The following is a 12,289-nucleotide window of genomic DNA, read 5'->3' on the forward strand; positions in this document are numbered from 1 at the left end:
CATGAACCGCTTCCAATGGCTCTCCCTGGGATTGCTGCTGGTTGCCGGCCCGGCGTTGGCGGCCGACACGTTGCGCTGCGGCAGCCAGCTGATCAGCGTTGGCGATCGTTCCAGTGAAGTGCTGCACAAATGCGGACAACCCACGGCTCGAGACGACCTGGGCTACAAGCGCAGTGTCAATCGCCGCGAAGAATATCCGGTAGAGGAATGGACTTACGGCCCCAACAGCGGCATGTATCAGTACCTGCGCTTCGAAGGCAATCGCCTGGTGCAGATCACCAGCAAACGCGGGCGCTAGCCCATCTGATCGATCAACACCCTGCCCAAAATAGACAGGCCCCCGGCAAACGCCGAGGGCCTGGGACGGCCACATCCATGTGGCCTTTCGCATGAACCCTAAGCAACGGCAAACGTATGACTAGGCCCGCTTGCCGTGCCTTCTCCCGGTTCAGGCGGAGAAGTCTTGGCCTTATTCGGCCTTCAGGCCATCAGCCGATACAGCCTTGACGCCTTTGATTTTCTTGGCGATTGCCACTGCTGTGTCTTTCTGAGCCTCGGTCACGGCAACAGTGGAAGACAGGGACACGACGCCTTTGTTGGTTTCTACTTTGATATCGGTGCCTGGAATACCTTTTTCGGTGACCAGGTCAGCCTTGACCTTGGTGGTGATCCAGGTATCGGAGGTGGCTTCCTTGGCCTCTGTCACTTCGCCCGCAGCCAGCATCATTGGAGCCTGAGTTGCTTGAGTGGTCTCGGCGAAAGCGCTAGCCATGGTCAGGGTCAGTGCGGTGGCTGCAGCGGCAGTGATAGCGAACTTCTTCATACGAGTAACTCCTGTTTTTCTCAGAAACTGCCGGGGTAATGCATTCCGGCAGGGTTGTCAGGAGTAGTGCGAAGGCTGTGCCAGTTTTAGAAATTCAAATAATTTCTTTTAAATCAATGAGTTAAGCGAAACGGCGATTTGCAGAATCATGCAAAATGCATGACCCTCCGATTTTGTACATGCAAGTTGCGGTTTTTTTACGACGACTTAAGCCACTGAATTGCCGGGCATTTCCTACACGCAAAAAACCCCGCTAAAAGCGGGGCCGGTCAGATCAACCTGTATGCCTCAACTACCTGCAGCGGCAGCACCGGTGCAGCCCTTGGGAGCGTATTCCTGTTCAGCCGTGGTGGCACAGGTCCATACGCCGGTTCCCGAACGACTCAGCGTGATCGTCTTGCCCACCACCGGGCCTGGTGCATTGAGGATCGTGCAGCCGATGGTGCCGACCCCTGTAGAGGCAACACCCGAGGCAGTGGTGGTGCAGTTACTGGTGGTTGCCGTCCCGCCGATAAGCTCGAGGGTCGGGTTGGTGCCCGAGTTGATCGTGTCTTCGAACGGCACTTTCAATGCGGTGATCTCCGCCAGGCCCGCGGTCACCTTGGCTCGCGCCTGGTATTTGGAATATTGCGGCAACGCAAAGGTCGCCAGAATGCCGATGATCGCCACGACGATCAGCAGCTCGATCAGCGTAAAGCCATTCTGCTTGTTCATAGACATCTCCATACATGAGGCGAAATCTCATGGTTGGAGCAGTCATTGCACGGCACATGCCAACCGCCCCGAGCCGCGCGGGCAAGGCCTTGCAGCCCGTCAAAGCACTACGGCCTACCCCAACAACCGCACTATCTGACATTTTTTGTCACCCCGCCCCGCTGGTAGGGCGTCGAGGCTTGACTAGGCTATAGGTCATGAATTGCCGTATCCGGGATCCCCATGACTGACATCGCCCTCAGTGGACTGACCAAGCAACTGGTACTGGCCGAACTGATCACCGAGCAAAATGCCCAACAGGCGCACCAGCAGGCCCAGCGCAATCGCATCCCCCTGGTCAGTTATCTGGTGCAGAACAAACTGGTCCAGAGCCGCCGTGTTGCCGAGATCGCCTCGGAACATTTCGGTGTCGCCCTGCTGGACCTCAACAGCCTCGACAAGGACATCCAGCCCACGGGGCTGGTCAGCGAAAAGCTGGTACGCCAGCATCACGCGCTGCCATTGTGGCGGCGCGGCAACAAGCTGTTCGTGGGCATTTCCGACCCCACCAATCACCAGGCCATCAACGACATCCAGTTCAGCACCGGCCTGACCACTGAAGCCATCCTGGTGGAGGACGACAAGCTCAGCGATGCCATCGAGAAATTCTTCGAGTCCAGTACCACGGGGCTGGAGGGCATGGGCGATGTCGACCTCGACGGCCTCGACATCGAATCAGGCGAAGACCGCAAGCAGGACACTATCGCCGGGCTGGACGCCGACGATGCGCCGGTGGTGCGCTTCGTCAACAAGATGCTGCTGGATGCGATCAAGGGCGGCTCATCCGACCTGCATTTCGAGCCTTATGAAAAATCCTACCGGGTGCGGGTGCGCACCGATGGCATGTTGCGGGAAGTGGCCAAGCCGCCTATCCAGTTGGCGACCCGCATCGCGGCGCGCCTGAAGGTCATGGCGAACCTGGATATTTCCGAACGGCGCAAACCCCAGGACGGACGGCTGAAAATGCGACTGTCGAAGACCAAGTCCATCGATTTCAGGGTCAACACCCTGCCAACCCTCTGGGGCGAAAAGGTGGTGATCCGGATCCTCGACCCCTCCAGCGCGCAAATGGGCATCGACGCCCTGGGCTATGAGCCGGACCAGAAAGAACTGTACCTGGCGGCGCTCAAGCAACCCCAAGGGCTGATTCTGGTGACCGGGCCGACCGGCTCGGGCAAGACCGTCTCGCTGTATACGGGGTTGAACATCCTCAATACGGTGGACATCAATATTTCCACCGCCGAAGACCCGGTTGAAATCAACATGGAGGGGATCAACCAGGTCAACGTGAACCCGCGCCAGGGGCTGGACTTCGCACAAGCCCTGCGCTCATTCCTGCGCCAGGACCCGGACGTGATCATGGTTGGCGAGATCCGCGACCTGGAAACGGCCGAGATCGCCATCAAGGCTGCGCAGACCGGGCACATGGTGCTGTCCACACTGCACACCAACAGCGCCGCCGAAACCCTCATCCGCCTGCAGAACATGGGCATTCCCGGCTTCAACATCGCCACGGCCGTGCACCTGATCATCGCCCAGCGACTGGCGCGCAAGTTGTGCACTCATTGCAAGAAGGCCATCGAGATTCCAGAGGAAACCCTGCTCAAGGAAGGTTTCCCTCGGGAACGCATCGGCTCGTTCACGATCTATGAGCCGGTCGGTTGCGAACAGTGCAACAACGGCTACAAGGGCCGCGTGGGGATTTACGAAGTGGTCAAGAACACCCCCGAGCTGCAACGCCTGATCATGGCCGAGGGCAACTCGCTGGAAATCGACCTGCAGATGCGCAAGGACGGCTTCAACGACCTGCGCGCCTCCGGGCTGCTCAAAGTGATGCAAGGCGTGACCAGCCTCGAAGAAATCAACCGGGTCACCAAGGACTGAGCATGGCGGTCAAGGCAGTAAAAACCGATACCTACACTTGGGAAGGCAAGGACCGCAAGGGCACGAAAATGTCCGGCGAGCTGACCGGCCAGAGCCCGGCGCTGGTCAAGGCACAGTTGCGCAAGCAAGGGATCAACCCGGACAGGGTGCGCAAGAAGTCCACCTCGATATTCAGCAAGGGCAAGCGCATCAAGCCCCTGGATATCGCCCTCTTCACTCGTCAGATGGCAACGATGCTCAAGGCCGGCGTGCCCCTGCTCCAGGCCTTCGACATCATCGGCGAAGGCTTCGACAACGCCAACATGCGCAAGCTGATCGACGAGGTAAAGCAGGAAGTCGCAGCCGGTAACAGCTTCGCCGCGTCGCTGCGCAAATGTCCGCAGTACTTCGACGAGCTGTATTGCAACCTGGTGGACGCCGGGGAACAGGCTGGCGCCCTGGATACCTTGCTGGACCGGGTCGCCACCTACAAGGAAAAGAGCGAGGCCCTCAAGGCCAAGATCAAGAAGGCCATGACCTACCCGACAGCCGTGATACTGGTTGCGGCGGTGGTCACGGGCATCCTGCTGGTCAAGGTGGTGCCGCAGTTCGAATCGGTGTTCGCCGGGTTCGGCGCGGAGCTGCCGGGGTTCACGGTGATGGTCATTGGCCTGTCGGAGTTCATGCAGCAATGGTGGTGGCTGCTGCTGGGTGCGCTGGTCGGCGGTTTTTTCGGGGTGAGATATGCCCTCAAGCGCTCCCAGGGCTTTCGTGACTGGCGCGACAAGTGGCTGCTCAAGCTGCCGCTGATCGGTGCCCTGATGTACAAATCCGCCGTGGCCCGCTTCGCCCGCACGCTTTCCACCACCTTCGCCGCCGGCGTGCCGCTGGTGGAAGCGCTGGATTCGGTGTCCGGCGCTACCGGCAACGTGGTATTCAAACGAGCGGTGCAACGCATCCGACAGGATGTCTCGACGGGCATGCAGCTGAATTTCTCCATGCGCGCGTCAGGCATCTTTCCGAACCTGGCGATCCAGATGACCGCCATCGGCGAGGAGTCCGGCGCGCTGGACGATATGCTGGACAAGGTGGCGAGTTTTTATGAGGCCGAAGTGGACAATCTGGTGGACAATCTCACCAGCCTGATGGAGCCGTTCATCATGGTGGTACTGGGGGTGGTCGTCGGCGGCCTGGTGGTTGCCATGTACCTGCCCATCTTTCAACTCGGCTCTGCGATCTGACATGCCCCTGACCGAATTCTTCGCGCTTTATCCCCTGGCCTTCGTGCTGACGGCGTTATTGCTCGGGCTGATCGTCGGCAGCTTTCTCAATGTCCTGGTGTGGCGCCTGCCCAGGATGCTGAGCCGGGAATGGCGACTGCAGGCCCATGACTTGCTGGGCCTGCCCGCCGAAACGCCCGGCCCGGCCTATAACCTGATACTGCCCCACTCCCAGTGCCCCCATTGCGGCCACCGCATCCGGGCCTGGGAAAATATCCCGGTGTTGAGCTACCTGGCGCTGCGCGGCCGCTGTTCCAGTTGCGCCACTCCCATCGGCAGGCGCTACCCCCTGACTGAACTGGCCTGTGGGGTGTTATCGGCGTTCGTCGCCTGGCATTTCGGCTTCGGCTGGCAGGCGGCAATGGTGATGGTCCTGAGCTGGGGCCTGCTGGGCATGAGCCTGATCGATGCCGAGCACCAATTGCTGCCCGATACGCTGGTACTGCCTTTGTTGTGGCTGGGCCTGATCGTCAACAGCTTTGGATTGTTCGCTTCGCTGAACGAGGCCATGTGGGGCGCTGTGGCCGGCTATCTGGCGCTGTGGTCGGTGTTCTGGGCGTTCAAGCTGATCACCGGCAAGGAAGGCATGGGCTATGGGGATTTCAAGCTATTGGCGATGCTGGGCGCCTGGGGCGGCTGGCAGATCCTGCCGTTGACGCTGCTGCTGTCGTCCCTGGTAGGCGCAGTCGTCGGCGTGGTTGTACTGCGCATGCGTGACGCTCCGGCGTCGACGCAAATCCCCTTTGGGCCTTATCTGGCCATTGCCGGCTGGATTGCGCTGCTCTGGGGTGGTCAAATAACCGACTTCTATTGGCAGTCTGTCGGTTTCTAATGAATACCCCTGTGGAAAAACCCTGGATTCTCGGCCTGACCGGCGGTATCGGCAGCGGTAAAAGCGCGGCGGCCCAGCACTTCATCGACCTGGGCGTGCACGTGGTCGACGCCGATCACGCCGCACGCTGGGTCGTCGAACCCGGACGCCCGGCCCTGGCGCAAATCGCCAGGCATTTCGGCCCTGGCGTGGTGCAGGCCGACGGCAGCCTCGATCGAGGGGCGCTGCGAAAACTCATCTTTGAAAATGCCGAGGAGCGTCGCTGGCTCGAGGCATTGCTGCATCCGTTGATCGCCGACGAAATCGCCCATCATCTGGCACTGGCACAATCGCCCTATGCGATCCTGGTCTCGCCACTGCTGATCGAGTCGGGACAGTACGCCATGACCCAGCGCATCCTGGTGATCGATGCTCCGGAACGAATGCAGATCGAACGTACCTTGCAGCGCGACCAGACCAGCGAACAACAGGTCCAGGCCATCCTCAAGGCACAGTCAAGCCGTCAGGATCGCCTGAGCCATGCGGACGACGTGGTGGTCAACGACCGCGACCTCGCCTGGCTGCACAGCGAGGTCGAACGCCTGCATCATTTTTACCTTACCTTGCGTGGAGGCCAGTCATGAGCCAGAACCCAACCGTTGATTGCCCGACCTGTGGCGCCCCCGTCGAATGGAGCCCGGAGAGCAAATTCCGGCCCTTCTGCTCCGATCGCTGCAAACTGATCGACCTGGGCGCCTGGGCGTCGGAGGAACACAAGATTCCGGTCAGCCCTGAGGCCGAGGACGAGTTGTTCAGCGAAGACTTCAACCCCCGCTCACATCATTAAGGGCGCATGAAACCGTAGTCCTGGCTGTCGTCGAGGTTTTCCGCCAGGAAACCCAATTCGTCGGCCAGGTCCTCGACACTGCGCACGGCCTTGCTCTGCTGCACCACCGCACTGAGCAAGGCCCGCAGGCTCAGTCCCGGATCGAAGCCTATTTCCATGGCCGCGTCCTGGCTGCGCCTGATCTCCTGTCTCGCCCACTCATAAACACTCATGGTTGTGCTCCCGAAATTTTTGCAGAGCATGCCGGGCGCTCGCCCGCGCAGCCTTGATGTGAATCAAGGCTTGTCGTTGTCCTTCCAGGGAGCCGACAGATACCGCGTACGGTTGAATGTCTCCAGCCATTCGGGGCTGAACACCACCAGCGCACTGATCACCATGCCGTTGATGAAGGCCTCGGGGAAAATGACCAGCCAGAGATAGCCGACAAAGTCGCTCAGCCAGTAAGGCATGGCGAATACACCGTCATACCACAGCAGACCGAGCCCCAGCAGCAGGCACAGCAGCGCCGACAGCGCAGCGGCCAGGAACCCCGAACAGAATATGTATACGAACAGGTTGCGTGGCTGGGCTCGCTCCACCAGGATCGCGCAGCATTCGGTGACCCACACCGGCAGCAGGACCAGCAGCATACCGTTGACGCCCACCGCCACCATGTCCTGACGCCCGAGCAGGACCAGCGCCAGCTGGGCCAGAAAGCCGCCGAGGATCGCCAGGGGCCAGTCCAGCAGCAGCGTCACGGCGGTCATGCCGATGAAGTGATACGACACGCCGGTCTCGAAATCCCGGCGCACCAGCCACAACATGAACAACGCGAGCACCGTCCCGAACAGCAGATGCTGGCGTCGACTGTCGGTGAACAGCTCGACCCAGGGCGCGCGCCAGACCGCCCAGGCGAGCACCGGCACATAGATCAGCCAACCCGCCGTGAGCGTCTGCGAAGAGAGCAGCTCGGCACCGATCATGGGACTCCTCCTTTCGCTTGCCCTGGCATCACAGACTCCGTCATCGCCTTCGAATTCAAGCCGGCAGTCTACACCCCGGCCGACGCGTATTAATCAACGCAAGGCTTCCAGCTTGTCGCAATTGAACGCTAAGCTTGGGCTCATGGATGACTCCGATTATTTACGCCTGCTCACCATCGCGGCCGAGCAAGCCAACGCCTTTCTCTCCAATGCCCGCAAATGGGAGCGTGAGCGTTGGGTCTGCCAACGGCTGCTGCAAGGGTTGAACGTGCCCTATCGCGCCGATGAGTTCGCCCCCGCCGGGGAACCACCGGACGTCTTGTTTCGCGATGCGAACTTCGAGGTGTTTTTTGTCCTCGACGAAGGCCGTCGCCTCAATGACGAATGGCGCGATGAGCTGCAACGCCGCCGCAGCGCTTTTTCCCTCAGCCAACTGGTGCGCCGCGAGGCCAAGCCCCGGCGGATCCCGGCCAACGAATTCCTGCTGCGACTGGCGCCCACCCTGCGCAAGAAAGCCCACAACTACACCGAACGAGGCATGGACCTGGGGGAGCTGGACATCATCGCCTTCGCCAGCCTCAAGCGCGAAGTGCTGGACCTCAACAGCCATTTCCCGCCACCCACCGAATATCTGCGCCAGGGCTGGCGCTCGTTATCGCTGGTGGGGCCGACCTTCGCCCGGGTGCTGTTCGCCCATCCCGACGCACCGGACTTCCTGCGCAGCAACCTGGGACGCAGCATCGTCTTCGATGTCGGGATCAGCCTGTGAAAACACGCCGGCGCCGCACACAACCGTGGTGTCGGCACCACAGGGATGTTACAACCCGTCCATTCGCCTGGACGACCGGCGCTCCTGTAACGTCTACCCGTTCTGCAACGTCTACCTGACGAGGCCTTTATGACCAGCCGCCTGAACCCCGAAGACCAGAAGCATGTCGAAGAGTACCTGCAACTGTCCCAGCACCGAGTCGAGCGCCGGCCCTTCCGGCCGTGGATGCTCCTGGTGGTGGTACTGGCCGTGACCATCGGCCTGGGCCTGTTGAGCCGATTGATCAGTTACCTGACGCTATGAGCAGCCTGGTATCGAGGGATACGACACCGGCGCTCGCTCGGGTAACGGCACCGATTTCCTTTAGCCTTGCGAGATATCCCCATGACCCATCGTATTGTCATCGTTGGCGGCGGAGCCGGCGGTCTGGAGTTGGCTACCCGCCTGGGTAAGACTCTGGGCAAGCGTGGCACGGCCAGTGTAATGCTGGTCGACGCGAACCTGACCCACATCTGGAAGCCGCTGCTGCACGAAGTGGCGGCCGGCTCCCTGAACTCTTCCGAAGACGAACTCAACTACGTCGCCCAGGCGAAATGGAACCACTTCCAGTTCCAGCTGGGGCGCATGAGTGCCCTGGACCGCGAACGCAAGCGTATTCAACTGGCCGCCACCTACGACGAGGCCGGCCTGGAACTGCTGCCGGCCCGCGAACTGAGCTATGACACCCTGGTGATTGCGGTCGGCAGCACTACCAATGACTTCGGCACCGAGGGTGCGGCGCAACATTGCCTGTTCCTCGACACCCGCAAACAGGCCGAGCGCTTCCACCAGCAGTTGCTCAATCATTACCTGCGCGCCCACGCCGGCCAGACCGACGCGGAAGAGCGAATCAGCGTCGCCATCGTCGGAGCCGGGGCCACCGGCGTCGAACTGGCCGCCGAGCTGCACAATGCGGCCCATGAACTCGCGGCCTATGGCCTGGATAGGATCAAGCCGGAAAACATGCATATCACCCTGATCGAGGCCGGGCCAAGGGTGTTGCCAGCACTGCCCGAGCGCATCGGCGGGCCCGTGCACAAGACCCTGGAGAAACTCGGCGTCAATGTCATGACCAACGCCGCCGTCGGCCAGGTCACGGCCGACAGCCTGGTCACCGTCGACGGCAAAGTGATCAATGCGAGCCTGAAGGTCTGGGCCGCCGGGATCCGCGCCCCGGAGTTCCTCAAGGAAATCGACGGACTGGAAACCAACCGGATCAATCAATTGCTGGTTCTGCCGACCCTGCAGACCACCCGTGACGAGAACATTTTCGCCTTCGGCGATTGCGCCGCCTGTCCGCAACCGGGCTCGGATCGCAACGTGCCGCCTCGCGCCCAGGCTGCGCACCAGCAGGCTTCACTGCTGGCCAAATCCCTGAAACTGCGGATCGAAGGCAAAGCGCTGCCGCACTATAAATACACGGATTACGGCTCGCTGATTTCCCTGTCGCGTTTTTCGGCGGTAGGTAACCTGATGGGCAACCTCACCGGCAGCGTAATGCTCGAAGGCTGGCTGGCACGGATGTTCTACGTGTCGCTGTACCGCATGCACCAGATGGCGCTGTACGGGATGTTCCGTACAGCGATGCTGATGCTGGGCAGCAAGATCGGACGCGGAACCGAGCCCAGGCTCAAGTTGCACTGAGCCGATACACCACTGTCGCAAGCAGGCTCGTCTTCACAGTGGCCAAGTGTCCTCAAGTGGATACGGTCCCTGTGCAAACGAGCCCTGCTCTCGATGACGGCAACACAGGCGACACTGTCCCTGCATCACACCTGGAACCGCTGAACCATCGTGCGCAACGAATTGGCCAGTTGCGACAACTCATGGCTGGAGGCGCTGGTCTGGTCCGCTCCGCTCGCCGACCGAGCGGACAAATCCCGGATGTTCACCAGGTTGCGATCCACCTCACGGGCCACCTGCGCCTGTTCCTCTGCGGCACTGGCAATCACCAGGTTACGTTCGTGGATCTCGTTCACCGAACTCGTGATGGTCTGCAGCGCTTCCCCCGCCCGCTCCGCCAATGCCAGGGTACTGGCCGCGCGACTGGAGCTGGTCTGCATGGAGTCCAGTGCCTGGGCGGCGCCGTTGCGCATGCCCTGGACCATTTGTTCGATTTCCAGGGTCGATTGCTGGGTACGATAGGCCAGTGCCCGCACTTCATCGGCCACTACGGCAAATCCGCGCCCGCTTTCCCCCGCTCTCGCCGCTTCGATAGCGGCGTTGAGGGCCAGCAGGTTGGTCTGCTCGGCAATGGCCCGGATCACGTCCAGGACCTTGCCGATGTCTTGTGACTGATTCGCCAGGGATTGCACCAGGCCGCCGGTGATCTGCACATCGCTGGCAAGCGCGCCAATGGCGTCCACGGTATCGCTGACCCGCTCCTGCCCGAGCACCGCCGACTCACTGGACTGGCGGGTGGCATCTGAGGTGGAGACAGCATTACGTGCTACTTCCTCCACCGCCGTGGTCATCTCGGTGACAGCGGTGGCGGCCTGTTCGATTTCGTCGTTCTGCTGTTGCAGGCTGTGGGTGCTGTCGAGGGTTACCGCATTCAGCTCGTCGGCGGCGGTCGCCAGCTGCGTGGCCGAACCGCTGATACCCTGCAATGTCTCGCGCAGGTTCCGCTGCATGGTCGCCAATGCTTCCAGCAGGCGACTCACCTCGTCGTTGCCATGGGTTTCGATGGGACGGGTGAGGTCGCCACGAGCCACGCTCTGTGCGGCGCTCAATGCCTCGCCAAGGGGTTTGACGATGCTGCGGGTAAGCAGCATGGCCAAGGCGACCGTAGCCAATGCCGCCAGCACGATGAACAGGCTGACGATCATCCGGGAATTGGCGTAGTGCTCCTGGGATTTCTGGCTTTCGATGGAGACCTGCTTGGAAAACAGCTCCGCCAGGTCGTTGAGTTGCTTGCCCGAGCCGTCCACGACAGTTTTCATGTCCACCAGCAACAGCTTGATCAGTTCATCGCGCCGCCCCTGTTCCGCCAGGGTGAACGATTGAGCGATCCCCGAGCGATAGGCGGCGAAGGTCTGCTTGAATTGCTCATAGAGGGCCTTGCCTTCAGGCGTGACGACCAGCCTGTCGTAACTGGCGATTTTTTCGCTCAGTTCCTTGTCACGGGTGTCCATCTGTCCCCGGTACACCGCAATGTTCTTCGGATCCTCGTCCAGGGCCATGCGCAGGGAAATGGTGCGGATGCGCAACATCAGTTCGCGGATCTCGTCACCGCCGCGAATACTGGGCAACCATTGGGTTTCCACCGCGACCTCACTGTCGCGGATGCTCGACATCTGCCCCAGCGCAAACACTCCGAGCAATGCCACCAGCACAGCGATCAGGGCAAAACCCAGCGCCGCACGAGGGGCGATATTCAATTGGCGAAGAAACATAGCGGTTGCCTTTTTTTGTTATCGGCCTGAAAAGGGGGCGATCATCCCATGGCCCCGTCGGCGGGTTATCGGCAAGTTGTATGATGACTTGAAGTGATTTACTTTCCCGCATGCGAAAAAAATCCCCGTATCTTTCGATACGAGGATTTTCAATATGGTCGGGGTAAGGGGATTCGAACTCCTGACATCCTGCTCCCAAAGCAGGCGCGCTACCGGACTGCGCTATACCCCGGTAAAAAAAAGGCGACCTTCGCAAGTCGCCTTCCTCGATCAGCGCTTTTGGCCTCTGATCTTAAGATTCGATTCCAGCGAACTGGTTTCAAAAATGGTGGGTCGTGTGGGATTCGAACCTACGACCAATTGGTTAAAAGCCAACTGCTCTACCAACTGAGCTAACGACCCAAAAATGGTCGGGGTAAGGGGATTCGAACTCCTGACATCCTGCTCCCAAAGCAGGCGCGCTACCGGACTGCGCTATACCCCGATTGAAATGGCTCCGTGACCAGGACTCGAACCTGGGACCCAATGATTAACAGTCATTTGCTCTACCGACTGAGCTATCACGGAACTGATATTTCAAGTTACTGCATTGAAACCGATTGTATCCAGCTTCAACCTCTTCTACTCGTCTGCATCTCTGCGTTCGTGTGTCTGAGGCGCGCTATTCTACAATCTTCAAAACCGCTGTCAACCCCCTAAATTGCTTTCAAGACAATGATTTGCAACTTATTTTGGATTGCTTCTCAG

At 60.3% G+C, this 12,289-nt stretch carries 14 protein-coding genes and 4 tRNA genes; 9 read left to right on the top strand and 9 right to left on the bottom strand.

Going from position 1 to position 12,289, the window contains the following annotated elements; all coding sequences use genetic code 11:
• Position 1 precedes the first annotated feature (1 nt).
• On the top strand, positions 2-298 hold the full coding sequence (locus BLP99_RS23175; protein WP_072398628.1) for a DUF2845 domain-containing protein: 297 nt from the start codon (positions 2-4) through the stop codon (positions 296-298).
• Positions 299-469: 171 nt separating this feature from the next.
• On the opposite strand, the gene BLP99_RS23180 is transcribed toward BLP99_RS23175, so the two are convergent.
• Both BLP99_RS23180 and BLP99_RS23185 read right to left on the bottom strand, forming a co-directional pair.
• Positions 470-823 (bottom strand): BON domain-containing protein, encoded by a 354-nt coding sequence (locus BLP99_RS23180; RefSeq protein WP_072398627.1) that lies wholly within the window; start codon positions 821-823, stop codon positions 470-472.
• Positions 824-1,111: 288 nt separating this feature from the next.
• Positions 1,112-1,537, bottom strand: a complete 426-nt coding sequence (locus tag BLP99_RS23185; protein ID WP_072398626.1) for a pilin — start codon at positions 1,535-1,537, stop codon at positions 1,112-1,114.
• Between the two features lie 222 nt (positions 1,538-1,759).
• Here BLP99_RS23185 and pilB point away from each other — a divergent pair, with 222 nt between their 5' ends.
• The 5 genes from pilB to yacG are packed head-to-tail and all read left to right on the top strand — an operon-like array spanning position 1,760 to position 6,377.
• Positions 1,760-3,460 (top strand): type IV-A pilus assembly ATPase PilB, encoded by a 1,701-nt coding sequence (gene pilB / locus BLP99_RS23190; protein ID WP_072459661.1) that lies wholly within the window; start codon positions 1,760-1,762, stop codon positions 3,458-3,460.
• 2 nt (positions 3,461-3,462) lie between these two features.
• The gene (locus tag BLP99_RS23195) at positions 3,463-4,680 is read left to right on the top strand and encodes a type II secretion system F family protein (RefSeq protein WP_072398624.1); all 1,218 of its coding nucleotides are present in this window, start codon (positions 3,463-3,465) and stop codon (positions 4,678-4,680) included.
• Between the two features lies 1 nt (position 4,681).
• Positions 4,682-5,551 carry a prepilin peptidase gene (locus BLP99_RS23200; protein WP_072398623.1) on the top strand — a complete coding sequence of 290 codons (870 nt, stop codon included), beginning with the start codon at positions 4,682-4,684 and terminating at the stop codon, positions 5,549-5,551.
• Positions 5,551-6,174 carry a dephospho-CoA kinase gene (coaE, locus tag BLP99_RS23205; RefSeq protein WP_072398622.1) on the top strand — a complete coding sequence of 208 codons (624 nt, stop codon included), beginning with the start codon at positions 5,551-5,553 and terminating at the stop codon, positions 6,172-6,174. The genes BLP99_RS23200 and coaE overlap by 1 nt, the downstream gene beginning before the upstream one ends.
• Positions 6,171-6,377: a DNA gyrase inhibitor YacG gene (gene yacG, locus BLP99_RS23210; protein WP_072398621.1), complete on the top strand. Its 207-nt coding sequence runs from the start codon at positions 6,171-6,173 to the stop codon at positions 6,375-6,377. Before coaE ends, yacG begins: the two co-directional genes overlap by 4 nt.
• On the opposite strand, the gene BLP99_RS23215 is transcribed toward yacG, so the two are convergent.
• Together BLP99_RS23215 and BLP99_RS23220 are read right to left on the bottom strand one after the other, a co-directional pair.
• On the bottom strand, positions 6,374-6,589 hold the full coding sequence (locus BLP99_RS23215; RefSeq protein WP_072398620.1) for a hypothetical protein: 216 nt from the start codon (positions 6,587-6,589) through the stop codon (positions 6,374-6,376). The two genes, yacG and BLP99_RS23215, sit on opposite strands and share 4 nt — an antisense overlap.
• A 63-nt stretch (positions 6,590-6,652) precedes the next feature.
• A complete protein-coding gene (locus BLP99_RS23220; protein ID WP_072398619.1) occupies positions 6,653-7,339 on the bottom strand; it encodes an energy-coupling factor ABC transporter permease in 687 nt (228 codons plus the stop codon).
• Positions 7,340-7,481: 142 nt separating this feature from the next.
• Between BLP99_RS23220 and BLP99_RS23225 the strand changes: the two genes are divergently transcribed.
• The 3 genes from BLP99_RS23225 (at position 7,482) to BLP99_RS23235 (ending at position 9,791) form a co-directional block, all read left to right on the top strand.
• Positions 7,482-8,108, top strand: a complete 627-nt coding sequence (locus BLP99_RS23225; protein WP_047229866.1) for a DUF1780 domain-containing protein — start codon at positions 7,482-7,484, stop codon at positions 8,106-8,108.
• Positions 8,109-8,237: 129 nt separating this feature from the next.
• Entirely contained in the window at positions 8,238-8,411 is a 174-nt protein-coding gene (locus BLP99_RS23230) for a DUF3094 domain-containing protein (RefSeq protein ID WP_003205686.1), read from the top strand.
• An 81-nt stretch (positions 8,412-8,492) separates the two neighbouring features.
• Positions 8,493-9,791 carry an NAD(P)/FAD-dependent oxidoreductase gene (locus BLP99_RS23235; RefSeq protein ID WP_072398618.1) on the top strand — a complete coding sequence of 433 codons (1,299 nt, stop codon included), beginning with the start codon at positions 8,493-8,495 and terminating at the stop codon, positions 9,789-9,791.
• A gap of 125 nt (positions 9,792-9,916) precedes the next feature.
• Here BLP99_RS23235 and BLP99_RS26990 read toward each other — a convergent pair whose 3' ends face one another.
• From BLP99_RS26990 to BLP99_RS23260, 5 genes are all read right to left on the bottom strand, one after another.
• The gene (locus BLP99_RS26990) at positions 9,917-11,542 is read right to left on the bottom strand and encodes a methyl-accepting chemotaxis protein (protein WP_072398617.1); all 1,626 of its coding nucleotides are present in this window, start codon (positions 11,540-11,542) and stop codon (positions 9,917-9,919) included.
• A gap of 155 nt (positions 11,543-11,697) precedes the next feature.
• Positions 11,698-11,774 (bottom strand) — tRNA-Pro (locus BLP99_RS23245).
• A gap of 94 nt (positions 11,775-11,868) precedes the next feature.
• Positions 11,869-11,944: transfer RNA gene (locus BLP99_RS23250), tRNA-Lys, on the bottom strand.
• A 5-nt stretch (positions 11,945-11,949) separates the two neighbouring features.
• Positions 11,950-12,026: transfer RNA gene (locus BLP99_RS23255), tRNA-Pro, on the bottom strand.
• A 7-nt stretch (positions 12,027-12,033) separates the two neighbouring features.
• Positions 12,034-12,109: transfer RNA gene (locus BLP99_RS23260), tRNA-Asn, on the bottom strand.
• Positions 12,110-12,289: the final 180 nt, after the last annotated feature.

Source organism: Pseudomonas sp. NFACC32-1 (assembly GCF_900101215.1).
Taxonomy (GTDB): Bacteria; Pseudomonadota; Gammaproteobacteria; order Pseudomonadales; family Pseudomonadaceae; genus Aquipseudomonas.

Bases quoted from the DNA above. Each gene is read 5' to 3' on its own strand.
- coaE (WP_072398622.1), top strand. From the start codon at position 5,551: ATGAATACCCCTGTGGAAAAACCCTGGATTCTCGGCCTGACCGGCGGT.
- BLP99_RS23225 (WP_047229866.1), top strand. From the start codon at position 7,482: ATGGATGACTCCGATTATTTACGCCTGCTCACCATCGCGGCCGAGCAA.
- BLP99_RS23195 (WP_072398624.1), top strand. From the start codon at position 3,463: ATGGCGGTCAAGGCAGTAAAAACCGATACCTACACTTGGGAAGGCAAG.
- BLP99_RS23215 (WP_072398620.1), bottom strand. From the start codon at position 6,589: ATGAGTGTTTATGAGTGGGCGAGACAGGAGATCAGGCGCAGCCAGGAC.
- BLP99_RS23200 (WP_072398623.1), top strand. From the start codon at position 4,682: ATGCCCCTGACCGAATTCTTCGCGCTTTATCCCCTGGCCTTCGTGCTG.
- BLP99_RS23230 (WP_003205686.1), top strand. From the start codon at position 8,238: ATGACCAGCCGCCTGAACCCCGAAGACCAGAAGCATGTCGAAGAGTAC.
- BLP99_RS23185 (WP_072398626.1), bottom strand. From the start codon at position 1,537: ATGAACAAGCAGAATGGCTTTACGCTGATCGAGCTGCTGATCGTCGTG.
- BLP99_RS23175 (WP_072398628.1), top strand. From the start codon at position 2: ATGAACCGCTTCCAATGGCTCTCCCTGGGATTGCTGCTGGTTGCCGGC.
- BLP99_RS23235 (WP_072398618.1), top strand. From the start codon at position 8,493: ATGACCCATCGTATTGTCATCGTTGGCGGCGGAGCCGGCGGTCTGGAG.
- BLP99_RS23220 (WP_072398619.1), bottom strand. From the start codon at position 7,339: ATGATCGGTGCCGAGCTGCTCTCTTCGCAGACGCTCACGGCGGGTTGG.
- BLP99_RS26990 (WP_072398617.1), bottom strand. From the start codon at position 11,542: ATGTTTCTTCGCCAATTGAATATCGCCCCTCGTGCGGCGCTGGGTTTT.
- BLP99_RS23180 (WP_072398627.1), bottom strand. From the start codon at position 823: ATGAAGAAGTTCGCTATCACTGCCGCTGCAGCCACCGCACTGACCCTG.
- pilB (WP_072459661.1), top strand. From the start codon at position 1,760: ATGACTGACATCGCCCTCAGTGGACTGACCAAGCAACTGGTACTGGCC.
- yacG (WP_072398621.1), top strand. From the start codon at position 6,171: ATGAGCCAGAACCCAACCGTTGATTGCCCGACCTGTGGCGCCCCCGTC.